Source organism: Kitasatospora sp. NPDC056531 (assembly GCF_042794375.1).
In the GTDB taxonomy this organism is placed as follows: domain Bacteria; phylum Actinomycetota; class Actinomycetes; order Streptomycetales; family Streptomycetaceae; genus Kitasatospora.
Window position 1 is genome coordinate 20057 of the sequence record NZ_JBHTTU010000031.1, and the last position, 26123, is coordinate 46179.

The following is a 26123-nucleotide window of genomic DNA, read 5'->3' on the forward strand; positions in this document are numbered from 1 at the left end:
CGATCCACAGGCCACCCCCACCTCCGGCCTGCGGGATAGCTGGTCGCGAGCACCCCGAAACATGTACTAAGCTCTCCCACGGAGGATTCGCCTAGAGGCCTAGGGCGCACGCTTGGAAAGCGTGTTGGGGGCAACCCCTCACGAGTTCGAATCTCGTATCCTCCGCCATGGCTGACCAGCCATAACGAAGGCCCCAACCGCTCAGCGGTCGGGGCCTTCGTCGTCCCGTGGTCTCAGTTTTGGTCTCAGTTCGCAGTTCGGGGCCTGCTCGCGTCCCCTGGGGGTCGGTGTATGGCCCGAGGACTACTGGCGGCCCGGCACGAAGCCGACGACCTTCGTGAAAATGTTCCATCCGGACGTCAGGAGGGCCGCAACGGCCGCGCAGCCGAACGTCACCCAAGGACGCGCCTGATCGGGGACGGGAAGCTTAGGAAGTATCGCGGCGGCCACCGCCGCGGCAGCTGTCGCAGCAGACAGAGCCACGGCGATCCGAACTGTTTCACCGATCGCCTGCCTGACGGTCGACAACGGCTGCGCATCCGGGTATGCCTTGACGTCCAGCAGAGCGCTGACCTGGCCAGCCGCATACTGCTCACCGATCGTGGCCAACATCGCGCCGAGATCAGCGAAGGCCTTCTCCGGCGCAGTGTCCAAACATGCCACCTGCTGGCGCAAAATTCCGGCGACCAGCGCTGCATGCTGGCGAGCCGGCGCTCGCCGGGTGGAACGGAGAGGGATCGTGCCGACCATACGGTGCGCTTTCAACACGTGCTCTTCGACTCGTCGGCACGCCCGGTCGAGCTTGCGAAGACTCCGCTGACGTCTGATCGTAGGCAGCTCCTGGGCATGGCCGCAGGCTTCCAGAGCCTTAAGGACCTCCAGGTTCAGCCTGAAACGACGATCTGCTCCTCGACCCAATCTCCTAGGCGTAAGGACAAACATCGCGAGTGCCGACGGCAGCACTAGCGTGAAGACCGCCAGCCAGTCGTAGAGCCCCGCCATCGGAGCCTGACCTTGCGTGGCCAGGAAGTTCTCAAAGGCGTTGGCGTAGGACTGAAGGAAGTGCTTGAGGGCATCGAAGTGTTCACGCCCCGACCATTCAGCGCTGGCAGACAGCGCTTGCTGCATGCCCCCAAGGCTCCTCATCGGGATGACGAACAGCACCACGAAGATCGGAAGCAGCTCGAATGGGAAGGTCTCTAGCGTGGCGCGCGTCGCATAGAGAGCGGCACGCGTGTGCGGCAAAGTCCTGTCCGGCAAAGCGAGTTGGTCAGAAGCCTGATCGAGTCGTACCATCAATACCTCGCCAGCACGCCGGTTAACGGCGCGCCGCTTGCGACGACGCTTCACCCAGTACCGCACAACCCACCGGACGATCCGGTCCATGCGCGAGTTGGCCATGTCCCCCCTAGGGCATGCGCTCTTGATATGCCCACATAATGCGGCAAGCTCCGCCAACCTGGCAGGCGGTTGCCCGATCTGGCAGGACGTGGATCCCTACCAGCTGGCGGCGCAGGCCGGGCTGCTTTCGCCCCAGCCCTCCCCACGAGGCCCCAAAAGGTGCATCCGGGTCCTCGACCATGGTTCGGTCGAGGACCCGGACGTGTCCTTCGGAACATGCCGAGCTCAGATGGCGCTCCGTTCCTGGCACTCATCGACCGCTGCCCCAGCCCAGAGCAACCCGCCGATCTTCTTGCCGACCTCGTTCAGCATCGGATCGGTGACGTGTTGGTAGCGCTGGGCCATCGCGGTCGATGACCAGCCCATGATCGCCATGACGATCCGCTCGGGCACGCCGAGCAGGAGGAGGACGGTCGAGGCGGTGTGGCGGGCGTCGTGGAGGCGGCCGTCCCGGATGCCGGCCTCGCGCAGGAGCCGCTTCCAGTGGTGGTAGTCGGTGCTGGGGTTGAGCGGCTCGCCGATCTCCGAGGTGAAGACGTAGCCCTTCTCCACCCAGAGGTCCCGGGCGAGGGCCCGCTCGCGGCCCTGCTCCTCCTTGTGCTGCCGGAGGATCACGACGAGCTGCTCGGGCAGCGGCACCGCGCGTCGCCCGGCCCGGGACTTGGTGTCCTTGGTCTCGCGGCGGATCGGCTCCTTCTGCGGGCAGAAGCCGGGCTTGCGCCCGCAGCGATCGCCGCAGCCGTGCCGGTACTTGGGCCGCAGCCGGCCGCGCTTGACCCAAGCGACGCCACGGTTGAAGTCGACGTCCTTCCACTGGAGCCCGAGGACCTCCCCCTGCCGCAGGCCGAGGGCGAGCGCGAAGATCCAGCGGTCGGAGTTGCGACGCTTGCGCGCCGCCTCCAGGAGCGCCTGGACCTCCTCGATCTCGAACGGCTCGACCTCCTCCTCTTCGAGCTTCGGGGCCTTGGCGATCGTGGCCACGTTGCGGGTGAGGTGGTCGCGCCGCAGGGCCTCGCCGAGGGCGACACGAATGGTGCGGTGGGCCTGGTGGGCAGTTCCGGCGGCGCTGCCGGCGGCCTGCATCTTCTTGTAGAAGCGCTCCAGGTGCTCGGGTTCCAGCTTCTCCAGGCGGTGCGCGCCGAGGCCGGGGACGAGGTGCACGCGGACGGCGACCTCGTATCCGGCGTAGGTGTTCTCGCCAACGGTGCCGGGCACGATCTCGGTGATCCAGTGGGTCAGCCACTTGCCCACGGTCCACTTCTGGCCGGCCTTGGGCACGGTGCCGTTGTCGCGCAGCTTCTCCAGCTTGCGGACCTTGGCCGTGACCTCGGTGCGGGTCTTGGCGCTGACGTGGCGTCGGTCAGGGGTTCCATCGCCCTTCACGCCGACCGTTACGCGGCCGTGCCAGCGGCCGTCGCTGCCCTCGTAGATCGAGGAGTCGCCGTTGGGCTTGCGGGTCTTCGCCATTCGGTTCCCCCGCTCAGGCCGCGAGCGCGACGGTCGAAGCGGCGGCAGCCGCACGAGCGGCCATGTACCCCTTGAGTGCCTCGGCGGGCACCCGGCGGAGGCGACCGATCGTCACGGACGGGACCTCGCCGGAGGAGACCAGGGCGTACATCGTCGTCCGACCGACGCCGAGTCGGCGAGCGGCTTCCTCGACCGTGAGGGCGACGAGCGTGGGGTCTGCTGCAACACCGCACTGATCTGCGACCAGGCGGAGGAGGACGCGCTCGGTGGTGCCGAGGGCGTGGGCCACTCGGGCAAGTTCCAACGGCGTTTCGGACATGGGTGTCCTATCCCAGCGGCGCTTTCGGCTATGCGCCGCCGTTGTCGAAGTTCCAGGGATGGGCGGATTCGGTTTTACGGGTCCGCGCTGTGGCCTCCGGCGTTCGTAGCGCCGGGGCTGCGGAGGGCATGACTGGTCGAGGCTCCATGGGCTGGCAAAGCCCGTAGTCGGACCGGCGGGAGGGGACGTTAGCGGTTGATTCCGGCCGCACCAAACCACCGGACGTCCAGCATGATGTCGGTCAACATCGGGCTAGCGGCAGGAGTGACGTGCGGACCCAGCAGCGTGTAGCAGGTGCCCTCAAGTGGCCAGGGCCCCGTTCGGAGCGACGGGCTACGTCGCGGTTCCCGGGTCGGCGAGCCCCTGGGCGCCGGCCTCGTCAGCCACGACCTGGGTGATCATCGCGCTGATGAGTTCGGCAAGGTTCGGGTGGGCTGCGCCGTAGGCATCGAGCGCGTCACGGGCGCGATTCATCTCCTTGCGAGCGGTGACGGACTTCTGCCAGCTCTCGGCAAACTCCGCCAGCAACCGCTTCACGTGGGCGTTGGCAGCGATCTCGGGTGGCCCGACCAGGTTGTCCAGGGAGATGTCGAAGACCTTGGCGAAGCCGATGGCCTCGTCCAGGTTCACCCTGCGACGCGGTTCACCGCTCTCGATGCGCCACACCGCCGACTGGTTGAGCGGGTAGCCGGCCTCGGTCAGGCGATCGGCGAGCGTGGCGGTACTCCACCCACGCGCCTCGCGCTCCATCTTGATCCGCCGGGCGACGTTCTCCTCCCCTTCCAGCCGTTGTCGCCGGTCCTCATCAGCCACGGCCAACCCTCCATGCATCGTCGTTAAGCCCATTTGCAATGCGTCGAGCACGACGTTAACGTGATGCAAAGCGAAACGCAAATAAGCCGAAACGCATCGACGAGCCGGGCCAGCCACCCCGCATCGCGACAACACAAAGGCCCCCGGCGCTACGAACGCCGAGGGCCGAAGCAGAACCTCGAAACCGCCCATCCCTGGAACAGTCGACAACGGAGGAACCGGGTAGCCGCCCAGCGCCTCCGAGTGAGGACACCGCTGTGGACAAGCCTACGGCCCCGCCGTCAAAGCCGTCATCCAACGACCGGCGACGGGGCGACGCGTCGAACGCTCACGCTGGCCCCGCCCTCGGGGAACCACCGCACAACGTCGACGCCGAACAGGCGGTCCTCGGTGCCTGCATGCTGAACCACCAGGCGGTGGAGAAGGTCCGCGGCACTCTGGACGCGGGCGACTTCTACCGGCCCGCCCACGAGACCATCTGGCGCGCGATCCTGGCCCTGCGCGCCGAGGACGCGCCCACCGACCCCATCGCCCTCACCGACCACCTGCGGGGATCGGGAGATCTCTCCCGCATCGGGGGCGCGTCGTACCTCCACACGCTCGTCGCCACCGCACCGCCCTCTGCCGACAACGCCGACCACTATGCGCAGATCGTGCGCCGCGACGCCCAACTGCGGACCCTGCATGCCACCGGCATCCGCACGGTCCAGCATGCGCTGACTCCGGGCGCCGACCCGGACGAGATCCGTACGGCCGTCGAGACCGAGATCCGTGCCGAGCGCGAACGCGCCCTGGCCTCCGGCAGCAGCCGCCTGTCCCGCTACATCGTCAACGGCTGGGACTTCGTCACCAAGACCGGCGCGGACAAGGAACCCTTGTGGGGCACCCGCGAACAGACCGCCTGGGCCTCCGGCGAAAGCCTGATGATCGTCGGCGCGCCGGGCGTCGGCAAGACCACCATCGCCCACCAGGTCGTCCTCGCCCGCCTCGGCCTCCAGGCCGCCGTCCTCGATCTCCCCGTGGCCGAGGGAGAACGCGTTCTCTACCTCGCCATGGACCGCCCCCAGCAGATTGCCCGCGCCATGGCTCGCCGCATCCTGCCTGCCGACGAGGCCCACCTGCGCGACCGCCTCGCCGTGTGGCAGGGACCGCTCCCCGCCACCCTCGACAAGGAACCCGACCTCCTCGCCGAACTCGCCGCCGCCCACCGCGCCGACACCATCGTCATCGACAGCCTCAAGGACGCGGTCAGCACCCTCGTCGACGACTCCCTGGCCGTCGCCTTCAACAACGCCCGCATGCGGGCCCTGCGCGCAGGCGTCCAGATCATGGAGCTCCACCACCAGCGCAAGGCCACCGCAGACGCGCCACGCGGCCAGCGTCCCACCCTGGACCGGGTGTACGGCTCAACCTGGCTGACCGCCGGAGCGGGCAGCGTCCTGTTCATCGCCGGAGAGGCCGGCGACCCGGCGGTCACCATTCACCACCTCAAGACCGTGACCGGCGAGATCGGCCCGCTACCAGTCGTCCACGACCACCAGCGCGGAACCACCTACGTCGAGCCGACCCTGGACCCGGTCACCCTCCTGCGCGCCGCCACAGACGGTCTGACCGCCCGTGACCTGGCGACTGCCCTGACCGGCGAGGCCAACCCCGACCGTGCCGACATCGAGAAGGCCCGCCGCCACCTTGACCGCCTGGTCAAGAGCGGGCTGGCGGTCAAGACCGAAGGCACCGCCGGCGGCGCCGGGGGCGGCCAGCAGGCCCGTTACCGCCCCTCCGCCCGGCACATCGCCGCCGTCTCCTGACCGCCACGCGGTGACAGGAGTGACCGGGGACAGCGCAGTAACCGAGTCTCCGGTCAGTCCGTCGCACTGACCGACCGCAGTGACCGGAGTTCCGGTCACCCTGGTCACTGCGACCGACCGAACTGACCGGGGTGACCGCGTCGGCCAGCGGGCAGCGCCGACCGTCGCAACCGGCCCGCCGGTGAACAGGCGGATTATCGCCGCCACGGGGCACATTCCGGGCGTGGACCCGCACACGGGACCGTCCACGCACGCCTTCCGCGCAGGCCCCTGCGAGAGCCGCTCACACCGTCCACGCTCGACGATGAAACCGCAGGCAGAGCGATCACGAAGGCGTACACGCCGTCCACGCGACCCAGCGTTCACGCGCGAGCCCCCTTCTAGAAGGGGGCTCGCGTGTACGCCCCGCCGTGAACGCCCTGCCTTCAAGCAGATTTCCGAGCTTCCACCGCACGCCGTAACGTCCCCTGACCTACTCTGCATAAGACCAGGAACAGCACTGCCAGCGCATCGGCAGCTCCTGGCTACACGAGATCACCTGTGACCGAACCCAGGTCAGACCGCCGGAAGCCGGAGCAAGTTGTGGGGTAAGTCATCCTTACCCCGGCTCGCTCCTGACGGAGCAAGTTGTCGCACCGGACGGTCTCACCGCCCTCCGCACGCATCTGCCCTCGCCCAGGGGTGCGAGGACAGACCCCGGAGCCAAGCGCCAGCGGGAGGCCGCAGAGGTGCTGCACCGCCAGACCGATAGGCACAGATCCCCGAGGACTCAGCTCTCGTGATCGGCGGCGATTCCCAGCACGCCGTTCGGCGACCACTCCTGCTCCAGGATCGAGTAGGTGATCGAGTCGCGCCAGGCGCCGTGGACGAAGACGTGGTCGCGGATGCGCCCGTCCTCGGTCATGCCGGCTCGCAGCAGGGTGCGCGCGGAGGCCTCGTTGAGCGGTGAGCGGGCTGCCCAGATGCGGTGCAGGCCGAGGACGTTGAAGCCGAGCGCGCACAGCAGGTGGACGGTTTCCGTGCCGAGGCCCTTGCCCCACTCGGCCAAGTGGAGGGCGAAGCCGATGGTGGCGGCCTGCTGCGGTTCGGTGGCCAGGCGCGCGTAGCCGATCAACTGGTGCTCGCCGAGCCGGGTGATGGCGAGGCAGTACTCGGTTCGCGGGGTGGCGCTCGCGGAGGCGATGGAGCGGGCGGTGATCGCCTGAACCTGGTCGCGGGTGCGGGGTTCGAAGCTGAGGTGCCGGGTAGCCTCCGGGTCGCCGTAGATGGCCAGGAGGGCGTCGGTGTCCTCGGGTTCGACTTCGCGCAGTGCCAGGCGGGGGCCGGCCAGGTGAACTGGGGTCATGGCTGCGGAGCCTATCCGTGGGGTCACCGGACGAGGACCGAGGTCGGGGTGGCGGTAAAGGCCTCGATCTCCTGCTGCAGATTCACGCCCACAATGCCGTTGCGACGGCCATCGGCACTCAGCGCGGCGTGGACGCGTTGAGCGCTGCTGACGATGCCGAAGTTCCGCTGCTCGATGGGGAGGTCGAGTACCGGGCGGACGGCCTCAACGGCACCTTCGACCTCGCCTCGGGCGATGCGGGCGAGGGCGAGGTCGGTCTGGGCGCCGGCCTCGTCGCCGAAGGCCCAGTCGTCCTCGGAGGCGTCGCGGTAGGCGGCGACGGCGGCCTCGGACTGGCTCTCGCCGAGCGCTGCGTCCTCGCCGAGCTGCACGGTGGCCTCGGCGACGTAGTAGAGCTGTCGGGGCACGGGGAAGGTCATGATGCCGCCGAAGGCGTCGAGGTCGTCGGGTTCGGCGGCCGCGCGGGCGTCCTCGGCCTGCTGGATGGCGGTGCGGGTGGCCTCGCCGTCGCCGAGGAGGGAGTGGGCGCGGGCGGAGAGACAGGCCAGCCAGACGCTGGTGGTGCCGTGGACGTCGCCAGCCGCGCTCTGCCCGAGGGTGGCGTAGTCGGCGGCCTCGCCGGGGCGGCCCGCCCAGTAGGAGATCAGCGACTGGAGGGAGCGGACCCAGGCGCGCATGGCGTGGTGGTCGGCGTTGTCGGCGCAGACGAAGGCAGTGCGAGCCTGCATCATCGCGGCGCTCGGGTTGCCCAGGTCGTGGCTTGCCTTGGCGAGCATGCCGGAGGTGATCCCGGCGAGCAGGTACAGATCGCGGGCCTGTAGGGGCTTGACTCGGCCGTGTTCGAGGAGGCGGAAGGTGAGGTCCTGTACCTCGACCAGGTCGCCGAGCAGGGTCGGCAGCGCCAGCCTCGGGTAGGCGACGGTCAGCCGCCGGACCTCGTCGTGGATCTGGCCCAGGGTCTCCGGGCCGATGCTGCTGCCCTCTGCCATCGCGGTGAACCGAAGTGCGCGACGAGCCGCCATTGCGACCTGCCTTTCCAATTCCGTGGTGCCCGCGTCGAAACGGGTCTCGCTGTTGGACGGGCCGCCGGCAGGCAGTACCGCTGCCTGCTCGGAGGGGAGTAGGACAGGGACCGGCCGTTGTGGCGGGATGACGAACGAGTCGGCGACCGCAGGCGCTGCCAGGGACGGGGCCGGTGCGGGCGCGAGGAGCACGTCGACGCTGACGCCGAACATCGCCTCCAGCACCCGGCACTGGTCCGGGTAGGGGCGGGTCTTCACTGCGCCGCCGTACCAGCGCTCGAACTGCCGCTTGGAAACCGACAGGCCCCGGAGTCGGGGATCGTTTTCCTGCTCGGCGGCCGAGTTCGCCGTCGCCTCGAACCGGAGGCGGAAGGTCTCGTAGACCTGCCAGTGGCGCTGCAGCGTCAAGACCCTTAAGAGGGTGGGGGTTTCGGCCACTGCGGATCCTCTCCGTCCCCGTTCGTCTGCTCTGACGATAGCCATGGCCGGTCCGCAGGAAACCCGTCCGGAGGGCTCTCGGGCCAGATGGCGGCAGTCATGACGGTGGTCATGACGCACGACGTCGTCGGCCATGTCAACCAGCGCCCAGTGACGACGCCACCACGACGGCAGCGACGTCGTATCGATGCGTAACCGCCCGCCGCCATGCTGACGACACTTCGCAATCCGCACACAACTGACAGCGAAGCGTGAGATCTGGGCGGCTTCCAGCACCTGCCAATCACCCGTCCAGCACCACGGGCACACCGGCCCGAGGCCGGCAATGGGAGGGATCCGATGGACAACGTCACGACCCGACGCACGGCGGAAGCGCGGTCCCCGGCGGATAGCAAGGCGAGCGCAACTGCTGAAGAGGGCCGTGCTACTCGCGCCAGGCGTCGCCCGGGTCTGACCATCCGCACGTTCAGCGTCGCGAAGGACGGCACCCGCTACGACGACTCCGGCGTGATCGCCGCCAACCCGGGCCCCGACGAGTACGTCGCCCGGATCGAGGTCTGGCCTGACTGTGCCTGCCCGCGGCACCGCGCCAACTGATTCGCCAACACTCCACGCTCACCACAGGAGGGAACACCTCATGTCCCTTGAACAGCTTGCCGGGAAGACCGTCCTGGTCACCGGGGCCGGCGGCCTGATCGGCAGCCGCATCACGGCCCAGCTCCGCCGACTCGGCGCACGCGCCATCTCGGTGTGCAAGCTCGACGCCTACCCGCCCGAGGTGTACCGCGAGCGATTCGGCATCGACACCTTCAACCCGGACTTCATCGTCGGCGACATCGCCGAACCGGGTCTGATGAACCGAGTGATCACCGAGTGCGACTATGTGATCCACGCCGCTGCGCTGGCCGATGTCGCCGCCTGCACGCGCCGGCCGTTGGACGCCATCGGCTCCAACATCATCGGTACCCAGCACGTCCTCGACGCCGTCGCCGCCTCCACGCGGGTGCAGCGCATGGTGTTCGTCTCCTCGGCCAGCGTCTACGGCAACGGCAGCCCGCGGTTCGTCGAGGATGCGGCCGTCGCGCCGGTGTCGGTGTACGGGAACAGCAAGGTGTGGGGCGAGTACCAGACCGCCGCAATGCTGGGGGAGGCCAGCCACTCCTACGCGGTCGTGCGGTACTTCTCGGTCTACGGTGAACCGCAGGTCGTCAAGGAGAACAGCCACTCCTGGGTGGTCGCCTGGTTCGCCATGCGGGCCGCGCTCGGCCTGTCGCTGCAACTCAACGGCGGCGGCCACCAGATCCGTGACCTGGTCCACGTCGACGACATCGCCACGGGCACCCTGCACGCCCTGACCTCGCCCCGCGTGCACACCGAGACGGTGAACATCGGTACGGGCACCGGCACGTCGATCCGGCAGGTCGCCGAACTGGTCCGCGCTCACTACCCCGACACGCAACTCGCGGAGACGCCGATGCCGCCCGGCGATCCCGAAGGCGGGTACGCCTCCGTCGAACGGATGGAGGAGCTTTTGGGCTGGCGGCCGGCGACCACCATCGAGGAGGGCGTCGCTCGCTACGTGGCCTGGCTGCGGGCGAACCCCGGCGCGATCCCGGATTGGATGCGCCGGGCGGCTGCGGCCTAGATGATCGGGGGCCGGCCGAGCCGGGTCATGGTCCACACCGCGCTCCAGCGCATCGGCTTGCGCCGACCGCACGGTGTGCGCCAGCCCTCGGCGAAGCCGGAGAACCACGCCTTCAGCCCGGCCGCATTCCGCGTGCGGGCGACCGTGAGCGCCACCCACACGCCGAGGTAGACCGGCACCAGCACAGCGGGCAGGTGCCGGCGCGCGAGGTACACGCGGTTACGGGCGTTCACCCGGTAGAAGAACGAGTGCCGGGTCGGGCTGGTCCGCGGGTGCTGCAGCAGCAGCTCCGGGGCGTACAGCACCCTCCAGCCAGCGTCGAGCGCCCGCCAGGCCATGTCGGTCTCCTCGTGCGCGAAGAAGAACGCGTCCGGCCAGTCCCCGACCTGCTGCAGCATCTTCGTCGACAGCCCATGGCCGCCGCCGAGGAAGCTGGTCACCTCGCCACCGCGCATCGGATCGCCGGCCCGCAGCCGGGGAACGTGGCGGCGCTGGGTCAGCCCGGTCTCGTCGGCGATCCGGAAGGACACGATGCCCAGCCGGGGATCGGCCTCGTAGAGGGCCTCGATCCTCGCGAACACGTCGTCGGCAACCAGCAGGCCGTCGTCGTCCAGGTCGATCACCACGTCCACGTCACGCAGATGCTCCAGCGCCACGTTCCGGCCGCCGGTCACCCCGAGGTTCTCGGCCAGCTCGACGCCCTCCACCCACGCCGGTAGCTCCGGCAGGGGGCAACCCTGGGCAACCACCACGACCCTCGCGGCCGGGACGGTCTGCATCTCCACCGAGGCCAGCAGCTCGGCCAGTTCCTTCGGCCGCGTGCCCATGGTCAGAACCGCCACGCCCAGCTTCAAGCCCACCGAACCCATCCCTTCGAGGAAACAGACATGGCCCAACGAACACACCGCTCGGGCGCCGCGTCGCTCAGAGAACTCGCCGAGAACCGGATGCTTCCGGACCACCAGGTCATGGACCAATCCACACTGACCTGGATCACCGGGATGCGGCCCGAGGTCTCCGCCGCGCCGCCCACCCTGCCACACCCGCCGCTCATGCTGGTACCGGACGTCACCTGGTTCGCGGAGCCCCGGTGCGCCGACTCGGTCCACGGCGTCCGGCACAACGCCCGCGTCTCGCTGCTCTCGTCGGTCCTCGCCCAGGAGTACGGGCTCGACCGCGACCACAGAGCCGCGCTGTGCGTCGCCGCAGCCGTCCACGACTGCCAGCGCCACAACGACCGGGACGACCCCGGCCACGGCCTGCGGGCAGCTGCATGGTTCACCCGCAACCAGGCCGCCGTCACCGGCCTGGTCGGCCGGGAGCTGCCGCAGGACGCCCTCACGCAGGCCGCTACCGCCATCAGCCTCCACGACGTGCCGTACGAGCGCTTCACCGTGCAGCAGAACCGCGTCTACCAGCGAGCACCGCACCTGATCGACCTGCTCAAGGCCGCCGATTGCCTGGACCGCTACCGGCTCCCCCTCGCCCGCTGGTGGCCCGACCCGTCCCACCTGCGGCTCGTGCCGCCCGCCTGGCTCCACGCCGTCGCCCACGACCTGGTCGTCCGCAGCGAACAGGCCCGCCTCGACGGCGCCAGCAACCACGGAGCGCTCATCCACGCCCGCCAGATCCTCGACCCCACCTGCTAGAAGGAGGCCGCGCCATGCACGCCGAATGGGATAACGCCCACACCGACCACACCACCACCCCCACCCGCCCCGGACCCGTCGGCCTCACCGAGACCGAAGCCGACTGGCGATCCCACCTCGAACACGACACCCCCAACGGCTGGCTCCTACGCGGCAACGCCATGACCGAGACGCTCGTCTCCGGCCGCCCCATCCACCTGATGCACACCACCGTCGCCCTCGACGCCATCCGCACCAGCGGACACCTCTACGCCTCCAGCGGCTGCCTCGTGGCCGCCCTCTACTGCGCGCCCCTCACCCCGGAACCCGCCGGTCTGCGCCCCCACAACCTCGGCTCCTACCTCCTGGAGACCAAGAAGCACACCCGCACCCTTGTCTTCGAGATCACCCCCGACGCCCCGGCCCCACCCAAGGGCATCAACTACCTCCGCCTCGGCGCCATCCACCTGCGGACCTACTTCACCCACCGCAGCTTCCTCACCGAGCACGAGGACGCCAAGCTCCGCCGCACCGCCCTGCAACGCATCCAGGCGACGGCGCCCTTCCTCGACACCGCCCTCGCCAACGCCACCGGAACACCAACGCCGGACACCGACTTCATCGACCAACTCGCCGCCACCGTGCCAGCATTCCCGTTCCTCGGCTACCTCTACTTCGAGGTGCTCTCCGAGTACCTGATGCTCCACTCCACCAGCCACGAGACCAAGGCCTACGCAGAGCTGGGGGAGATGAACAACCGCCTCTACAAGCAGCTCGCCTTCACCGCCGTACAGGGCATGGACAAACTCTTCGACCTATCCCGCTTCAACCCAGGACACGACCGCCTCCTCGACCTCGTCGGCCGGATCGAAACCGACCTCACCGCCGGAGTCGCCCAGTACACGAGGAGGCGCCTGTCGCACCTGTTCGCCACCGTGGCGCTCGCCACCGGCCAGGACGCGGCCTCCTTCACCTTCCACCACGCGGACTTCGACACTCTCACCAAAACGGCGCCGGGGTTGCTGGGACAGCTCGTCTTTCGCGACCTACGGGCCATCGGCCGCTACCCGCAGCTCTACCTCGCCTTCGAACAGGCCAAGGCCATGGAGGCATGGGCCTATTGGAACACCGAGGGCATCCCCGCCCCGTTCAACGGGACGGTCCCGAAGGGAGAGGTCGGCATCAACCCCGCCTACCCGCGAGCTAACTACGCGATGTGGATCGCTGAGACCTGCGAGCGTGGCCTCCTGCACCCGATGGAACAGCTCGACGTGAAATTCCTCCCGCGCCTCGCCGAGTTGTCGATGACCGCCATGCGCAGAGACGAAACGGGGAAGGCAGCAGGGCACCGCCGGTAGCGTGGATCAGAGGTCCGTTTGGCTTCGCGTAGGTCGCCGCGTCGAACAGGTGCTCAAGGTGCCTCCCAGCCAGCAGATGCAGCCCCTCGGCATCGTCCAACAGGGCACCCCCATCCTCAATCACCCGGCCGAGCCGTTCGACCTGCCGACCGAGGGCACCGCCGCCCAGACCGTGGTCGACGAACTGTTCACCGCCCTCGACCGGATCGGCCGCGTCCACTCCTTCGCCAAGGGCATGGGCCTCGCCGCCCCACAGATCGGTATCCCCCGCGCCGCTGCCATCGTCCTGCTACCTGCGCGGGACCTGCAGCGACCTCCGCCCTCAATCCTGGGTTAAGCCCGCCAGCGGCAGTGATCATCGCTACGGTGAAACTCGCAAGGTTTGATCCTCGGTACCGGGTCTTGTAGGGGATGTCATGGGCAAACGTCGCGGCTTCTTCGCGGAGATGAACTACCAGGCGCAGCAAGCGGAGAAGCGCCGACGCCAGCAGCAGGCCGCCGCCCATCGTGCTCATCTTGCAGCGCAGCGCCAAGCCGAACAAGCCATGAGGGCATACGAACGCGCGCAGGTGGCGGCGGCGAGAGCCTCTGCCGCCGAGAAGAAGGCCGCGGAGCGTGAGGCTGCGCGACTCCATGTGGAGTCCAGGCTCGCCGAAGTCGAGTCCATGAACACCGATCTGGCCAGCGACCTTGCCGACATCGACAGTCTGCTCGCGTGGACCCTGGGCATAGACGACTTTGTCGATCTCGAATCATTGAAGATCTCGAAGGTCGAGCATCCTCCGTTCATTCCTCGTGGCCTGGCTGTCCCTGCGCCCAAGGTTACAGAGCCGCACTACGCGCCTGAGCCCGTGTATCAGGAGCCGACCGCACCCAGCGGACTCTCAGCCATGCTTGGCGGCAAAAAACGGCACCAACAGGCCATCGAGGAAGCCCGGGCCGCCTTTGAAAACGCGCATGGCTACTGGGAGCGCACCAGGAATGCTGTCCACAGCAGCTACCTCAAGGAAATGGCCCACCGCGAGAGGTTGGAAGCCAAGCGCGTGGCGGAACTATCTGCCGCCGAGGAGAAATACAAGCAGGAATGCGAAAAGCGCGAGGCTGAGGCGTCGGCTCACAACGCCAAGGTCAGCAAGCTCATCAACGACCTTGCCTTCGATGTCGAATCCGCCATCCAAGAATACGTCGGCATCGTCCTGTCCAACTCGGTCTACCCCGAGGTCTTCCCGGTCGAGCACGACCATGCGTTCAATCTCGCATCCCGCGAACTCACGCTTACAGTCAGCGTTCCAGAGCCCTCAACCATACCCGCGGTGAAGGCGTACCGATACGTGAAGGCGAAGGACGAGATTGCCTCAACTGACCTGCCCGTTCGCGAAAAGAAGGAGCGGTACGCGAACGCGGTCTGGCAGGTCGCAGTTCGCAGTCTCCACGAAGTCTTCGAGGCCGACCGCGCCGGCAAAGTCCACTCGATCGCGCTGACGGTCGGCGTCGATACGATCGACCCCGCCACCGGCCGCCCAACCACTGTTCCTCTTGTCATCGTTGCCGCGGACCGCGAGACCTTCAACAGCTTCGATCTGGCCAAAGTGATCCCCCAGGCCACGTTGCAGCACCTCGGTGCCGCAATGTCGAAGTCGCCATTCGGCCTGGTCCCGGCTGACACCAGTCGCGGCATCCGCGTTCGAGGGCAGTGACAGTGCGATTCAACCCACCGCCGGGGTGGCCCACGCCGCCCGAAGGTTGGACTCCCCCGCCAGGATGGAAGCCTGACCCGACCTGGCCGACCCCACCGCCTGGCTGGCACCTCTTCGTGCCCGACGACGAGTCCGAATCGGACAACGACTTCGACGAGTCCGCGACCGCGCCAACCACCGAGGCTCCCACGGACCCGGCGCAAGGGTCACCGGGAACTGGGCCAGACCAGACATCTGCCATCCCACCGACTCTGCCACCGTTCCGCGGAGTCGACCCCGCGCCACTGTTGGCCCGTATCGCCGATCTCGAAGCGGCACTCGCCGCCGCACAGAGTGGCGCCGACGTGATCGATCTCAGCGACCAGCGCGCTTTGCAGGACGTCGGCATCTACCGCTACCACCATCCTCTGGAGAACGCGGCGGCCTACAAAGACCGGCTGCGCAGTCTCGAAGGCCAGATCGACGACGTCATCAAGAGCAGCCGCGCGATCCTCGCCGCAGACATGTTCACGTTCGACGGATCTCTAGCCCGAGGACGGAAACTTGTCGGCGATCTGTCCAAGCTGATGCTGCGGGCCTACAACGCCGAGGCCGACAACTGCGTACGCTCGCTGAGGTCAGGGAACGTGCGCACCGCGCAGAAGCGGCTGGAGTCGGCGGTCACGGCGGTCGAGAAGCTCGGGGCAATCATGGAGATGCGGATCAACCCCGAGTATCACGCTCTGCGAGTCGCTGAGCTCGAGCTGACTGCTGACTTCCAGATGAAGGTGCAGGAAGAGCGCGAACACGCCCGCCAGGAGCGCCAGCTTCTCCGCGAACAGCGCCGGGCTGAGCAGGAGTTGGCCGCAGAGAAGGAGCGACTCGAGAAAGAACGAGCGCACTACATCAGCGTCCTGGCATCCCTCCGCGCCAACGGCGACGACACCGCCGCCACCGAACTCTCCGGCCGACTCGCTGACATCGAGAAAGCCATCGCAGCCAACGACTACCGCATCGCGAACATCCGCGCCGGCTACGTATACGTCATCTCGAACATCGGCGCCTTCGGTCCGAACATCGTCAAGATCGGCATGACCCGCCGCCTCGACCCGATGGACCGCGTCCGCGAGCTCGGCGACGCTTCAGTGCCGTTCCGGTACGACGTCCATGCCTTGTTCTTCTCCGAGGACGCCGTGGCACTGGAGTCCGAACTCCATAAGGCGTTCGCCGATCGACGGGTCAACTTCGTCAACGCTCGACGCGAGTTCTTCTTCGCCACACCATCCGAGGTCCGAGCTCTATTGGCAGACAGGGTAGGCGGCCTGCTTGAGTTCACGGAGGAACCCGCGGCTCTCGAGTACTTTCAGAGCCGCAGCCGCTGGCCGCAGCAGAGCTAAGTGTGAATCGTGGGGAGCGTGTTGGGGGCAACCCCGCACGAGTTCGAATCTCGCATCCTCCGCCATGGCCGACCAGCCATAACGAAGGCCCCGACCGCTCAGCGGTCGGGGCCTTCGTCGTTCCGTAGTTGCAGTTACTACTGATCCCCAGGATGGCCGGAGCCGCACCAGCGATTCAGTCGGAGGCATCCGGGTCAGTTAGCTCGCCGAGAGTGATCAGCACCAGTGCGGCCTTGCACGCGGTGCTCTCGGGCGGCAGCCTCACTCCCTACCCATGAGTTGGGCCAGCAGCGCGACCACTGCAGTCGCCCCCACCATGGCGAACCCGAGGGTCGGTGCGCGCACGATGAGAACGACAGCGAGGATGCCCACCAGGAGGAGGACGACGGTGCGGACGCTGAGCTGTTCCATAGGACTTGCCTTCCGTCGGTGACCGGCCTACTGCCGTTGCCACAGCCAGCGTGGGTCACCGGCAGCTGCCGCTGACGGCCCCGGACAGTCCCTGACGACATTGGCCAACCGGGGCCGCGAGCGCGCGGCCTGTGACAGAGTCTGACAATGGCCGGCGCCGTCGAGTGCCGGGCTGACGACTTGTGAACTCTGCCCCGGGGGAGGAACCGTGAGTGCTCAGTTGTGGACGAGGCCGGACCTCTCCCATCAGCCCTGTCTGGAAAAGCTGAACGGCGATCTCCACGACCTCAGACTGGACGCGGGGCTCCCGTCCGCACGGGGCATCCGGGATCGGATCGGCAAGGACACTCAGGGCTTCTGGATCGTCAACCACCAAGCGGTCCTGGATGTCTTCCAGAAGACCGACCTGCCGCCGCTAGGCCGCCTCGACCTCATCGTCCGCGCCCTTGCCGAGATCGCCCGCCATGATGACGACACTGTGGCCGACCGGTTCAAGGAGCTGTGGAAGCTGGCCGTCAGCGAGACGGTCGCCCAGGCGCACGCAAGCCTCCAGGACGACAACACGGAGCCCGGCGAGGAAACAGACAACGACACGCAGGGCGACGCCGCATTGGAATCGCTGAAGTCCCTGATCATCAATGCGGCGCAGTCGCTGTGGGACGACAAGGACGCACTCAGGGTCTTCCTCGGCGTGGTTCGCCGTAGCGAGGGATTCGCCAGGATGGCGGACGCGCTGGAGGAGCACCGCCCGGCGAATGCGACGTTCTACGGGGTGCAGAGCCACGAGTTCGAGGTGGCCCGCTCCCCCGCACGTCGGGAACTCATCGCTGTGCAACGCTGCCTCGAAGAGCACCGGCTCAAACACCATTGGTCCTTCACTGAGCTGGAACACCAGACAGGGATCTCGGCGGACAGATGGATCCGCTGGTACACCCATGACGAGCTGCCCGACCGCGAAGCGCTGATCGCCTTCTCCAACGCGGCGCACCTGCAATTGGAGGACCACACGCTGCTGCTGGGGCTCTGGAGCACGGCCCGTGAGGCTCTGGAGCGACAGCTGCGCTTCGACTCCCTACCGTCGGACATCGGCTTTGACGAAGCGTGGGCGATGCGACCCTCAGCGGTACCACGACTGTGGGCGCTCGCAGGTGTCGGAGGCGACCCCCTCTCCGCCCACGGTCCCGATCTAGCAGCCGGATCCACTCCCGCCTTCACCATTGCCGGACCAGCTGGATCGGGGCGCTCCACCGCGCTGACGACCGTCGCGCGCTCCTTGCTGGCGGGCGGCACGCGGCTCCTCCTAGTAGCGCCACGACCTTCCCCGCTGCGCGAACTGGCGGAGCGGCCGTCTGTGCTGGGTTGCCTCGTCCAGGACGACATCGAACGTCAGGAACTTGAGGAGGTGTTGGACACGGCTACGCGGGACGACCCCGTGGTGGTGGTGATGGACGACGCCGAGGTGCTGGCGGACTGCGGTGCGTCCCGTGTGCTGAGGCGACTGCTCCAAAACGGATCCAGCGAAGCTGCAGCTCTGGTCGCAGCCGGCGACGAGCGGGAGATCGACCACAGCATGAAGTGGCTGAGCGAACTGACCAAGGCGCGCCGGGGCCTCCTACTCGCACCGCAGGCCAACACGTCCGGCAAGTTGATCGGCAGCGCCTCGGCAACCTCTCTCGTCGGCGTATCGTCCACCCCAGGCCGCGGCTGGCTGCACCTCGGCGACGGCGACCTCATGGCTGTGGCCGTTCCCCGGTAGCCGGCCCCTCTGCAAGCGCGCCACCGCGCCGGACGCCTGCTGCAGCACCATCGCCTGAAGATCAGCCTGGGCCTATGCCCATGCCCACGGCGGCACCGCCGTGGCGGCCAGAGGCCGATGGCGGGTGGTCTCATTTCTGGTCTCATTCATTGCCGTCCGCCGAGGTTCAGCCGATAGCCCCAGACTCGCTCCGCCACAGGTCAGAACGGGTGTGAACCCCGGCGGACACTGTTCGGGAGAATTGGAAAGCGTGTTGGGGGCAACCCCTCACGAGTTCGAATCTCGTATCCTCCGCCTTTGATCGAAGGCCCGGACCGTTGCGAAGCGGTCCGGGCCTTCGTCGTCCCGTGGTCGCGGTCTTTGCCGTCAGCTGGACCGACTCCACTTCGCCATCTGTTCCCGGAAGGTCGGGCAGCTGACGATGTCCGTCTTGCTGCACTGGAGGGCATGGGTCAGGAGCTGGTGGGCGTAGTCGAGATCGACCATGCGCTGCTCGATCTCGGCGACCTTGGCGCGGATCATCGCCTGCCTGCGCGGCTGGTCCTGCTGGAACTCCCTGACCTCGGCCAGGCTCAGCCCGGCTTGCTGGAACTTGCGTAACAGCACGATCCGCTCCGCGGCATGCGGCGGATAGCGCCGCTGCCCACCCTGCCGTTCGGGCGGAGTCAGCAGGCCGTGGCGTTCCCAGAACCGGATGGCTGACGCGGGAACGTTGGTGATCTCGGCAAGCTGACCGATCGTCATGCGCACGCTTCGCCCCTCCCCTTTCTCTCGTCATCTCGTCGTACTGGCCCGACGCTTGACTTGAACCTTAGTTCAAGTCGCAGAGTGGCCGGCACGTGCAGCGGCGGCGAACCGGCCGCCGCCGACGGAGAATTGGGAGATGAAGAGATGGCAGACGCACCTGAAGTGACGAGCCGGGCCCACCAGCTCGTCGAGGCTGCCCGGCAACTCTTCGTGGCGGGGGTGATGTCGCACTCCGGACACGCCAACCTGAGCGTCAGGCTCGACGCCGACCGCTTCCTGCTGACCCCGGGGTTCGTCCGCGACCTGGAACCCCACCAGCTGGCGACCGTCGGTCTCGACGGGCAGGTCCTGGAAGGAGAACTGCGCTCCGTCAGCGTCGAGATCATCGCCATGCACAGCGTCGTCTACCGCGCCCGCCCGCACGTGGGCGCGATCATCCACACCCACTCACCCGGCGCGACGGCCTTCGCGGTGGCCCACCGGCCGCTGCCGTGCCGCACCGAACCGATGCTCCGCTTCGGACAGCCCGAGGACGTACCGGTGGTGCCCTGGGGGCCGCGCGGGTCGGACGTGTCGGTCCGGGGCATCGCCGACGTCCTGGAACGACGCCCGACGACGGCCGCGGTCCTTCTGGCCAACCACGGGCTGCTGGTGTTCGGCCCGGACGCGGCGGCTGCCGGCCACCTCGTGGTGGCGATCGAGGAAAGCGCCGAGGCCGAGATCGCCGCCGCGGCGATCGGCGGGGCCGTGGACTTCCCCGAGGGCGCTCTGGAGGCCGTCCGGGCCTCGATCGCACGGGTCTCGTCATGAGCGACCACACCTTCGCCGAGCGTTCCGAAGCCCTGCGGGACCGCTACCGCACGACGCTCGGAGCCGTCCCGGGCGCGGTGGAGGACCGTCTGCGGGTGGCCCAGGCCTTCGGCCGGCTCCCCACGGAGGAGGCGTTCACGGCCCTGCGCCACATCGTGCTGGCCGACAGCCCACTCGGCGGTCGAGTGCAACAGTTGGTCCACTTCGGGCAGCTGCTGGCTCTCGGTCGGGCGGAACCGGCCCGGATCCACGCCCGGGGAGCACTCCACGCGGGCGCCGGCATCGCCGACCTCATCGGAGTCGCCGAGACCGCGCTCATCACCTCGGGCACGCCGGCCTACGCGCTCGGCATCGAGATCATCGTCGAACTCCTGCAGGACGACGACGGCAAGGCCGGCTGACCACCGAACGGGTGACGCAGGGCGCGCGAAGTCGCTGTCCTCTGCCCGGGGCTGGTCGAGCGACGGGCCCCACGACTCCTCCCAGGCCGAAGGCGGGGGCGGATGGCGCAGCTCGCCCGGAGTCTGCTGATGGACCCGGGAGAGCCCGGTCTTCGAGGCCACCAGCGCCCCCGGGCACCTGTTTCGGCGCATGGCCCGGCCCGGCCCTGGTCTCGGTTCTGGTCTCGTTCACCCCCGTCCGGCTGGGTTCTGCCGCTGCCCAACGGTTCGCTTCCCCGCAGGTCAGAACGCGTACGGACGCCGGCGGACAGGGTTCGGGAGAATTGGAAAGCGTGTTGGGGGCAACCCCTCACGAGTTCGAATCTCGTATCCTCCGCCAGTAGATGGCCCGGACCGTTCAACGGTCCGGGCCATCGTCGTATCCCACGAGTGCGCCCCTCCGAGCGGGACGGCTACAGAGACCCTCTCAGTTCCCTTACGGCGGCCAGAACGGCCAGGCAGAGCCCGACCGACACCCCGAAGGCAGCGCCGGCAGCCATCGTGGCCTCCGGCAGTCTGGCTCCCGCCCAGGTCTGGAGGATGCCCACCACGAGTGCGATGACGAGCGAGACGAGGCCGATGATGAGGAGCCACAGCACCCACGTGCCGGAGGAGTTCGGGCGATTTGATTCAGTCACTAGAACGTGCCTTTCTGGTGGTGTGAGGTGCACTGGGTGACGGTCGGCATCATTCGAGAGCCAGCACGGCGCTCATGAGGTGCTCCGCGAGCACCGCACGAGTACGGGAGACACTGGCAACCAGTTGCTGGTGCGCGGCGATCTGCTCGTCGAGGCTCCTGAGCGTCGCGGCGACTTCCAACTGCTCCTGGAGAGGCGGCAGCGCCACCAGCAGTTGCCCGAGAGACGCGGCGTTGATGGAGGGTGCGGCCGTAGCCGCCGCGCGGTCCGTGATCCACCCCACGGTGTGCGGCAGGGACAGATAACCCAGGAGGTACTCGGGATCAACCCTGGCGGGCTCCAGCACTCGCAGTCTGATGAGATTCGTGCTGAGCAGCCATCCTTCCTCCCGCCTGGTCACGATGGCCGGAGGCCTCATCGCGCCGGTGCGGATGCACACGATGTCCCCCACGGTCAGCCGGAATCGCTCAAGCCGCCGCGCGGTCTCGGCGGAGACCCTCTCGTCGATAATTTCCCCGATGCGCCCGTTTCGGAGATGCCGGGAAAATACCACCGGATTTTGCTCACCTGATGCGCGCTGCTCCGCCGGCAGGCGTGAATATGAGAATCCGGCCTGGATCTGGCACAGGTCGCGCAGGAAGACGTGGGTCCAGCCCGCCGGAGCCGGCCCTCGGCGACCGGGTTCCCCTGAGCGAGCGGCTGCACGGATGGCATCGGCAGCGCGGTCCGCCTCCTCGACACGCATCCGCAGACGAACGGTGTCCGCGCGAGCTTCCACAAGCGCATCAGGCACTTGTGCGGGAGAGGATTCCCGCTGTGCACCCGCGAGATGATCGAGCGGATTCAGCGTGTACCCCTTGTCGCGAAGGGCCGACCGTGGCACGGAGACGCCAAGACACCCGAAATCCCCCGGTGCCAGGCTCTGTTGGTCATCTGCGCACCACCGCTCATACGCCTCTACGACGCTCTGCTGATCTCGCTCATCCATAACGCGCCGCCCGCGATGCTCTGTCCCCAGATTCCGAGCATCGAGAAACAGCACCTCCTGACGAGCAGACACAGATTTCCGCAGAAGCCAGACCGAGACCGGAATGGGAGTCTGCGAGAAGAGTTTTGGCGGCAACGCGATGACCGCCTCGACCACCCCGGCCTCCACCATGTTCCGGCGAATCCGGCGCTCCGCCCGATTGGTCGAGTTGCCCGCCTTGTTGGGCATCACCACGGCAGCCCTGCCATCCGCGCTCAGCAATGCCACTACATGTTGAAGCCACGCGAAGTTGTCGTTGCCGCCGGGCGGCGGACCGAACTGCCACGTGCCTCCCCGCTCCTGGCCTGCAGAATCGCTCATGTTGAAGGGCGGGTTCGTCAGAACCACGTCTGCTGCGCCCCCAGCCCTTTCAAGTCGACGCCACGGCGATGCGGTAACGGCTCGAAGCTTTGGCCGGATGCCTTGGAGGGTGAGGTTCATGCTCGCGAGTCGCAACGTATCCCTGCTCGGGCTCTCTCCGATGACCACGGGCGGCGGAGAGTGGGGATCAGCCGACGAAACGGCCCTGGCCGCTGCTGCCAACATCTCGCCCCCTCGTGCGTAGGGGTCGTGGACCGTACCCACCACCTCGTCCGGGCGCACGACCAGCCTGGCCATGAGCCTGGCCAGCCCGCGCGGCGTGAAGAAGTCGCTGCTGCGCAGACCTGCTTGTGCCTCGTACTCGTCGAGAACCAGTCGGAAGGCATCGCGTCCCAGCCCCTCCACCAAGTGCACGACTCGCAGCAGGACTTCGTAGGACCCTGGTTCCAATTTCACGAACGCGTCCCGCATCCCTGGTGGTAGGCCACGGCGGCGAAGTACCTCGTCGGCGGAGACGCCGATGTGCCGAAGCAGCGTTCCAGCCGCTTCCGCCCCACGGCCGGAGGCGGCCACCTCTCGGAGCGCACTCCAGCGACCGGGTTCGCCGAGCCGCAGGAAGTTGAGCGACAGAAGCAGGCTCAGGTAGTCCACCATCGAGCCTGACCCGCGAACTCTGTCCGCGAGCTCTCCCATGAGCTCGTCCACGCACTGTCGATTCCCGGCATCCTCCGGCTCAGTGCCGCGACCGCACACGCCGGCCTCAACATCCAGGAGCCGCCTCACCCTCAGCCGTTGGCGCGCCCGACTACCGTAGGTGACACCACTCCTCTCGTCCCGGGTCAGCCGCGCTTCCGGAACCGCCCGGGAGTCCAGCCACTCGAGAACACCGGGGAGCCAGAAGTACTCCGCTTCACCAGAGCGGACCGGCGACGGGAAGTCCGTGTGGCGCTTCGCCCACATGGTGATCGTCGGTCGCGCCACTCCGGTGAGCTCCACGATCTCGGAACGCGTGACCAGACGCTCGTCAGTACTGTCTGCCGTACTCATGATGCCCCCCGGGCTGTTCCGCCTGCCTGTTCCGACAAAGACGACGCTAGAAGCGTGGAGCCCTTGCGTCCACTGCGCACCCGCAGTGCGCATTCTTTGGCCTTCAGTCGTCGGCGCCGAATCAGAATCGGCTCGCGAATGTTGCGCTGAGCTGGGCTTTTATCATCGAAGCTACGCCCCAGCCTGTCAGGACGATCGAGAACGGGATTAACAGTCGATGCAGCCAGTCCGATCTCCTGGCACAGCTGCCCACCGTCGCCCATGGCGAGATATACTTTGCACATGAGTTGATACATCAGGAGGTGCATCCATGAGCCGGACCGTGATCGATCTGGACGACGAGCTGCTCGCCGACGTGGCCCAGGCACTCGGGACCAGTACGAAGAAGGAGACGGTCAACAGCGCCCTTCGTGAGGTGCTGGAGACCCGGAGGCGGGCCCTCGCACTCACCCGGCTACGCGCTGCCGCTGAGGATGGAGCCTTCGACCTGGAGATCTTCGAGGACAAGAGGAACTACCGTCGGTGAGCGCGGCAAGGTTCCTAATCGACACCAGCGCCCTCGCGCGGTTCATGCGCCGGGACGGTGAGCAGTACGGCTGGGACCAGGCAGCGGCTGCCGGGCTCATCGCCACCTGTCCCATCACCGAGCTCGAGTTCTTCTACAGCGCGCGGACGGCTGCCGACCGCATGCAGGGGATCGAGGACATGCGACAGCTGTTCAGCTGGGTGCCTGTCCACGATCGCGCCTTCGAGCGTGCCTGGCGGGTCCAAGAAGCACTGACCAAACGGGGCCAGCACCGCAGCGCCGGCGCGGTGGACCTGGTCGTCGCGGCAACGGCAGAGATGGAGGGCCTGACCCTGCTGCACCGGGACCGGGACTTCGAGTGCATCGCGAAGGTCACCGGGCAAGCCCTCCAGTGGTACGGGTCAGAAGCCGAGAAATGAGTCGCGCCCGGACTCGGCTCCGAACGCCGGCACCCTCGCGCCCGTAGATCGGGAGCCGGTACGACCAGCTCCCCCGGTTGCAGTTCTGGTTGCATTCACCCCCGTCCAGAACCGTCCAAAACCGGGCGAGCACGCCGTTCCGCCACAGGTCAGGACACCTGCGGCCGCCCCCGGACAGTCGGACGAACATTTGGAAAGCGTGTTGGGGGCAACCCCTCACGAGTTCGAATCTCGTATCCTCCGCCTCTGCCCGCCAGGGCAAACGAAAGGCCCCGACCGGGTTTCCGGTCGGGGCCTTCGTCGTCTCATGGTTGCGGTTTTGGTCGCAGCTCGACCCGAGGAGCTGGCGCTCCGGGACCGACAGTGCACCGGGCCGCCCGCTACGGCGGATCTCCGCGGTAACAGGCGGCCCCGTGCTCCTGCGGCTGGGGCGGTACCTCAGTTGTCGGTGTACCTGTCGGCGATCGAGAGGGCCCGGTCGAGGATGGCGAGACCCTCCCGGGCCTCCTCGTCGGTGATGGTGCAGGGCGGGACGACGTGGATGCGGTTGTGGTTGTAGACGGGCCAGAGGCCGTTCTCCTTGCAGAAGGCCACTAAGAGGTCTTCGAGCGGATCATCATCTGCGACCGATCGGCCGCCTTCGCCCCCGGATTCCAGGAGCGCCGGACCACAACGCTGGCCATCCAGCACCCGGGGATCGTCGGCTTTCTGGTGAAGGTCTTCGACCACATGTGGGGGCGGGCACAGACGATCACCTACGGTCCGGACCGGCTACGCCCGCAGCGACTCGCCCAGGAGAGCCAGACGGCGGTGCTGCGCCTGATGGTGCGCGGGCACACCGACGAGGCCATCGCGGCCCGGCTCGGCATCAGCTCCCGTACGGTCTCCTCGCACATCAAGAAGATCTCGGATGCCCTGGGCAGTCGCAGCAGGGCGGAGCTCGGCTACCTGGTGGCCCGCTCCGGCATCCTCGACGCAGCCGAATCCAGCTGACGACCGGCGGGCGTCACGGAGGCCACGGCCTCGACCGTCTGACGGCCCGGCGGCGCGGATAATCACTGACGTGAAACTCGATGATCTCGTGATCCCCGACACCGCCGCGTGCGCCACCGCCCGGGAAGTGGCCTCCGCCTACTGCTCCCCCGCGCTGCTGAACCATTCCGCGCGGGCCTACCTGTGGGCGGCGGCCTACGGCACGTCCCAGGGCATCGCGTTCGACGCGGAGTTGCTGTACGTGGCCGCGATGTTCCACGACATCGGCCTGGTACGTGAGTTCGACAGCCACACCGTGGCATTCGACGAAGCCGGCGGACACGTGGCGTGGGTGTTCGCGGCCGGTGCCGGATGGCCGGCGGCGCGCCGCACGCGGCTGGCTGAGGTGATCGTCCGGCACATGTGGGATCAGGTCGACGTGGCCGACGACCCCGAGGGCCACCTGCTCGAGCGCTCCACCAGCCTGGACATCTCGGGCCGGAACGTGGACGACTTCACCGCCGCCTTCCGGGGCGAAGTGCTGGCACGCCACCCCCGCCTCGGCCTTGGCGACGAGTTCGTGTCGTGCTTCCGTGAGCAGGCGCAGCGCAAGCCGGACAGCTCGGCGGCGGCGGCGATGCGCAACGGCATCGCCGCCAGGATCGCCGCGAACCCACTGGACGCCTGAGGAC

27 protein-coding genes and 1 tRNA gene are annotated in these 26123 nt (G+C 67.8%); 16 read left to right on the plus strand and 12 right to left on the minus strand.

What is annotated here, in order from left to right:
- Positions 1-80 precede the first annotated feature (80 nt).
- A tRNA-Ser gene (locus tag ACFQ87_RS24345) sits at positions 81-168 on the plus strand.
- 135 nt (positions 169-303) lie between these two features.
- On the opposite strand, the gene ACFQ87_RS24350 is transcribed toward ACFQ87_RS24345, so the two are convergent.
- The 4 genes from ACFQ87_RS24350 to ACFQ87_RS24365 all read right to left on the minus strand — a co-directional run bounded on the left by ACFQ87_RS24350 (position 304) and on the right by ACFQ87_RS24365 (position 4000).
- Positions 304-1401: a hypothetical protein gene (locus tag ACFQ87_RS24350; RefSeq protein ID WP_380612908.1), complete on the minus strand. Its 1098-nt coding sequence runs from the start codon at positions 1399-1401 to the stop codon at positions 304-306.
- A gap of 225 nt (positions 1402-1626) precedes the next feature.
- Positions 1627-2868: a tyrosine-type recombinase/integrase gene (locus ACFQ87_RS24355; protein WP_380612909.1), complete on the minus strand. Its 1242-nt coding sequence runs from the start codon at positions 2866-2868 to the stop codon at positions 1627-1629.
- A gap of 13 nt (positions 2869-2881) precedes the next feature.
- On the minus strand, positions 2882-3187 hold the full coding sequence (locus tag ACFQ87_RS24360) for a helix-turn-helix domain-containing protein (RefSeq protein WP_380612910.1): 306 nt from the start codon (positions 3185-3187) through the stop codon (positions 2882-2884).
- Between the two features lie 333 nt (positions 3188-3520).
- The gene (locus tag ACFQ87_RS24365) at positions 3521-4000 is read right to left on the minus strand and encodes a helix-turn-helix domain-containing protein (protein WP_380612911.1); all 480 of its coding nucleotides are present in this window, start codon (positions 3998-4000) and stop codon (positions 3521-3523) included.
- A gap of 257 nt (positions 4001-4257) precedes the next feature.
- On the opposite strand from ACFQ87_RS24365, the gene ACFQ87_RS24370 reads away from it, so the two are divergent.
- Positions 4258-5808 (plus strand): DnaB-like helicase N-terminal domain-containing protein, encoded by a 1551-nt coding sequence (locus ACFQ87_RS24370; RefSeq protein ID WP_380612912.1) that lies wholly within the window; start codon positions 4258-4260, stop codon positions 5806-5808.
- A 769-nt stretch (positions 5809-6577) separates the two neighbouring features.
- On the opposite strand, the gene ACFQ87_RS24375 is transcribed toward ACFQ87_RS24370, so the two are convergent.
- Together ACFQ87_RS24375 and ACFQ87_RS24380 are read right to left on the minus strand one after the other, a co-directional pair.
- A complete protein-coding gene (locus ACFQ87_RS24375; protein WP_380612913.1) occupies positions 6578-7153 on the minus strand; it encodes a GNAT family N-acetyltransferase in 576 nt (191 codons plus the stop codon).
- 23 nt (positions 7154-7176) lie between these two features.
- Positions 7177-8583, minus strand: coding sequence for a hypothetical protein (locus tag ACFQ87_RS24380; RefSeq protein WP_380612914.1), 1407 nt, complete (start codon positions 8581-8583; stop codon positions 7177-7179).
- Positions 8584-8952: 369 nt separating this feature from the next.
- On the opposite strand from ACFQ87_RS24380, the gene ACFQ87_RS24385 reads away from it, so the two are divergent.
- Both ACFQ87_RS24385 and ACFQ87_RS24390 read left to right on the plus strand, forming a co-directional pair.
- Complete coding sequence (locus tag ACFQ87_RS24385) at positions 8953-9210, plus strand: hypothetical protein (protein WP_380612915.1); 258 nt, start codon at positions 8953-8955, stop codon at positions 9208-9210.
- Positions 9211-9250: 40 nt separating this feature from the next.
- On the plus strand, positions 9251-10258 hold the full coding sequence (locus ACFQ87_RS24390; protein ID WP_380612916.1) for an NAD-dependent epimerase/dehydratase family protein: 1008 nt from the start codon (positions 9251-9253) through the stop codon (positions 10256-10258).
- On the opposite strand, the gene ACFQ87_RS24395 is transcribed toward ACFQ87_RS24390, so the two are convergent.
- Positions 10255-11085, minus strand: coding sequence for a glycosyltransferase family 2 protein (locus tag ACFQ87_RS24395; RefSeq protein ID WP_380612977.1), 831 nt, complete (start codon positions 11083-11085; stop codon positions 10255-10257). The genes ACFQ87_RS24390 and ACFQ87_RS24395 overlap by 4 nt on opposite strands.
- A 60-nt stretch (positions 11086-11145) precedes the next feature.
- Here ACFQ87_RS24395 and ACFQ87_RS24400 point away from each other — a divergent pair, with 60 nt between their 5' ends.
- The 5 genes from ACFQ87_RS24400 (at position 11146) to ACFQ87_RS24420 (ending at position 16317) form a co-directional block, all read left to right on the plus strand.
- The gene (locus tag ACFQ87_RS24400; protein WP_380612917.1) at positions 11146-11907 is read left to right on the plus strand and encodes a hypothetical protein; all 762 of its coding nucleotides are present in this window, start codon (positions 11146-11148) and stop codon (positions 11905-11907) included.
- 14 nt (positions 11908-11921) lie between these two features.
- A complete protein-coding gene (locus ACFQ87_RS24405; protein ID WP_380612918.1) occupies positions 11922-13244 on the plus strand; it encodes a hypothetical protein in 1323 nt (440 codons plus the stop codon).
- A 58-nt stretch (positions 13245-13302) separates the two neighbouring features.
- On the plus strand, positions 13303-13581 hold the full coding sequence (locus ACFQ87_RS24410; RefSeq protein WP_380612919.1) for a peptide deformylase: 279 nt from the start codon (positions 13303-13305) through the stop codon (positions 13579-13581).
- Between the two features lie 79 nt (positions 13582-13660).
- Entirely contained in the window at positions 13661-14941 is a 1281-nt protein-coding gene (locus ACFQ87_RS24415) for a hypothetical protein (protein WP_380612920.1), read from the plus strand.
- A 287-nt stretch (positions 14942-15228) separates the two neighbouring features.
- A complete protein-coding gene (locus ACFQ87_RS24420; RefSeq protein WP_380612921.1) occupies positions 15229-16317 on the plus strand; it encodes a DUF4041 domain-containing protein in 1089 nt (362 codons plus the stop codon).
- Between the two features lie 261 nt (positions 16318-16578).
- Here the strand turns inward: ACFQ87_RS24420 and ACFQ87_RS24425 are convergent, their stop codons facing one another.
- Positions 16579-16728, minus strand: a complete 150-nt coding sequence (locus ACFQ87_RS24425) for a hypothetical protein (protein WP_181442628.1) — start codon at positions 16726-16728, stop codon at positions 16579-16581.
- 208 nt (positions 16729-16936) lie between these two features.
- Here ACFQ87_RS24425 and ACFQ87_RS24430 point away from each other — a divergent pair, with 208 nt between their 5' ends.
- A complete protein-coding gene (locus tag ACFQ87_RS24430; protein WP_380612922.1) occupies positions 16937-18484 on the plus strand; it encodes a hypothetical protein in 1548 nt (515 codons plus the stop codon).
- 366 nt (positions 18485-18850) lie between these two features.
- Here ACFQ87_RS24430 and ACFQ87_RS24435 read toward each other — a convergent pair whose 3' ends face one another.
- Positions 18851-19228, minus strand: coding sequence for a MerR family transcriptional regulator (locus ACFQ87_RS24435; RefSeq protein ID WP_380612978.1), 378 nt, complete (start codon positions 19226-19228; stop codon positions 18851-18853).
- 147 nt (positions 19229-19375) lie between these two features.
- Between ACFQ87_RS24435 and ACFQ87_RS24440 the strand changes: the two genes are divergently transcribed.
- Both ACFQ87_RS24440 and ACFQ87_RS24445 read left to right on the plus strand, forming a co-directional pair.
- Positions 19376-20041, plus strand: coding sequence for a class II aldolase/adducin family protein (locus ACFQ87_RS24440; protein WP_380612923.1), 666 nt, complete (start codon positions 19376-19378; stop codon positions 20039-20041).
- Positions 20038-20442 carry a carboxymuconolactone decarboxylase family protein gene (locus ACFQ87_RS24445; RefSeq protein WP_380612924.1) on the plus strand — a complete coding sequence of 135 codons (405 nt, stop codon included), beginning with the start codon at positions 20038-20040 and terminating at the stop codon, positions 20440-20442. Before ACFQ87_RS24440 ends, ACFQ87_RS24445 begins: the two co-directional genes overlap by 4 nt.
- Positions 20443-20894: 452 nt before the next feature.
- On the opposite strand, the gene ACFQ87_RS24450 is transcribed toward ACFQ87_RS24445, so the two are convergent.
- Complete coding sequence (locus tag ACFQ87_RS24450) at positions 20895-21119, minus strand: hypothetical protein (RefSeq protein WP_380612925.1); 225 nt, start codon at positions 21117-21119, stop codon at positions 20895-20897.
- A gap of 49 nt (positions 21120-21168) precedes the next feature.
- Positions 21169-23514, minus strand: a complete 2346-nt coding sequence (locus ACFQ87_RS24455) for an N-6 DNA methylase (RefSeq protein WP_380612926.1) — start codon at positions 23512-23514, stop codon at positions 21169-21171.
- Positions 23515-23824: 310 nt separating this feature from the next.
- Between ACFQ87_RS24455 and ACFQ87_RS24460 the strand changes: the two genes are divergently transcribed.
- Both ACFQ87_RS24460 and ACFQ87_RS24465 read left to right on the plus strand, forming a co-directional pair.
- Complete coding sequence (locus ACFQ87_RS24460) at positions 23825-24040, plus strand: type II toxin-antitoxin system VapB family antitoxin (RefSeq protein WP_380612927.1); 216 nt, start codon at positions 23825-23827, stop codon at positions 24038-24040.
- The gene (locus ACFQ87_RS24465; protein WP_380612928.1) at positions 24037-24459 is read left to right on the plus strand and encodes a PIN domain nuclease; all 423 of its coding nucleotides are present in this window, start codon (positions 24037-24039) and stop codon (positions 24457-24459) included. Before ACFQ87_RS24460 ends, ACFQ87_RS24465 begins: the two co-directional genes overlap by 4 nt.
- Positions 24460-24897: 438 nt before the next feature.
- Here the strand turns inward: ACFQ87_RS24465 and ACFQ87_RS24470 are convergent, their stop codons facing one another.
- Positions 24898-25053, minus strand: a complete 156-nt coding sequence (locus ACFQ87_RS24470; RefSeq protein WP_380612929.1) for a hypothetical protein — start codon at positions 25051-25053, stop codon at positions 24898-24900.
- 117 nt (positions 25054-25170) lie between these two features.
- On the opposite strand from ACFQ87_RS24470, the gene ACFQ87_RS24475 reads away from it, so the two are divergent.
- Together ACFQ87_RS24475 and ACFQ87_RS24480 are read left to right on the plus strand one after the other, a co-directional pair.
- A complete protein-coding gene (locus ACFQ87_RS24475) occupies positions 25171-25452 on the plus strand; it encodes a response regulator transcription factor (RefSeq protein WP_380612930.1) in 282 nt (93 codons plus the stop codon).
- A 70-nt stretch (positions 25453-25522) separates the two neighbouring features.
- Positions 25523-26119, plus strand: coding sequence for an HD domain-containing protein (locus ACFQ87_RS24480; RefSeq protein ID WP_380612931.1), 597 nt, complete (start codon positions 25523-25525; stop codon positions 26117-26119).
- The last annotated feature ends 4 nt before the right edge of the window (positions 26120-26123 follow it).

What these genes read in the sequence shown, in the direction of transcription:
- ACFQ87_RS24350 (WP_380612908.1), bottom strand. Translation starts at nt 1,401, where the DNA reads ATGGCCAACTCGCGCATGGACCGGATCGTCCGGTGGGTTGTGCGGTAC.
- ACFQ87_RS24355 (WP_380612909.1), bottom strand. Translation starts at nt 2,868, where the DNA reads ATGGCGAAGACCCGCAAGCCCAACGGCGACTCCTCGATCTACGAGGGC.
- ACFQ87_RS24360 (WP_380612910.1), bottom strand. Translation starts at nt 3,187, where the DNA reads ATGTCCGAAACGCCGTTGGAACTTGCCCGAGTGGCCCACGCCCTCGGC.
- ACFQ87_RS24375 (WP_380612913.1), bottom strand. Translation starts at nt 7,153, where the DNA reads ATGACCCCAGTTCACCTGGCCGGCCCCCGCCTGGCACTGCGCGAAGTC.
- ACFQ87_RS24385 (WP_380612915.1), top strand. Translation starts at nt 8,953, where the DNA reads ATGGACAACGTCACGACCCGACGCACGGCGGAAGCGCGGTCCCCGGCG.
- ACFQ87_RS24390 (WP_380612916.1), top strand. Translation starts at nt 9,251, where the DNA reads ATGTCCCTTGAACAGCTTGCCGGGAAGACCGTCCTGGTCACCGGGGCC.
- ACFQ87_RS24395 (WP_380612977.1), bottom strand. Translation starts at nt 11,085, where the DNA reads ATGGGCACGCGGCCGAAGGAACTGGCCGAGCTGCTGGCCTCGGTGGAG.
- ACFQ87_RS24400 (WP_380612917.1), top strand. Translation starts at nt 11,146, where the DNA reads ATGGCCCAACGAACACACCGCTCGGGCGCCGCGTCGCTCAGAGAACTC.
- ACFQ87_RS24405 (WP_380612918.1), top strand. Translation starts at nt 11,922, where the DNA reads ATGCACGCCGAATGGGATAACGCCCACACCGACCACACCACCACCCCC.
- ACFQ87_RS24415 (WP_380612920.1), top strand. Translation starts at nt 13,661, where the DNA reads ATGGGCAAACGTCGCGGCTTCTTCGCGGAGATGAACTACCAGGCGCAG.
- ACFQ87_RS24425 (WP_181442628.1), bottom strand. Translation starts at nt 16,728, where the DNA reads ATGGAACAGCTCAGCGTCCGCACCGTCGTCCTCCTCCTGGTGGGCATC.
- ACFQ87_RS24435 (WP_380612978.1), bottom strand. Translation starts at nt 19,228, where the DNA reads ATGACGATCGGTCAGCTTGCCGAGATCACCAACGTTCCCGCGTCAGCC.
- ACFQ87_RS24440 (WP_380612923.1), top strand. Translation starts at nt 19,376, where the DNA reads ATGGCAGACGCACCTGAAGTGACGAGCCGGGCCCACCAGCTCGTCGAG.
- ACFQ87_RS24445 (WP_380612924.1), top strand. Translation starts at nt 20,038, where the DNA reads ATGAGCGACCACACCTTCGCCGAGCGTTCCGAAGCCCTGCGGGACCGC.
- ACFQ87_RS24455 (WP_380612926.1), bottom strand. Translation starts at nt 23,514, where the DNA reads ATGAGTACGGCAGACAGTACTGACGAGCGTCTGGTCACGCGTTCCGAG.
- ACFQ87_RS24460 (WP_380612927.1), top strand. Translation starts at nt 23,825, where the DNA reads ATGAGCCGGACCGTGATCGATCTGGACGACGAGCTGCTCGCCGACGTG.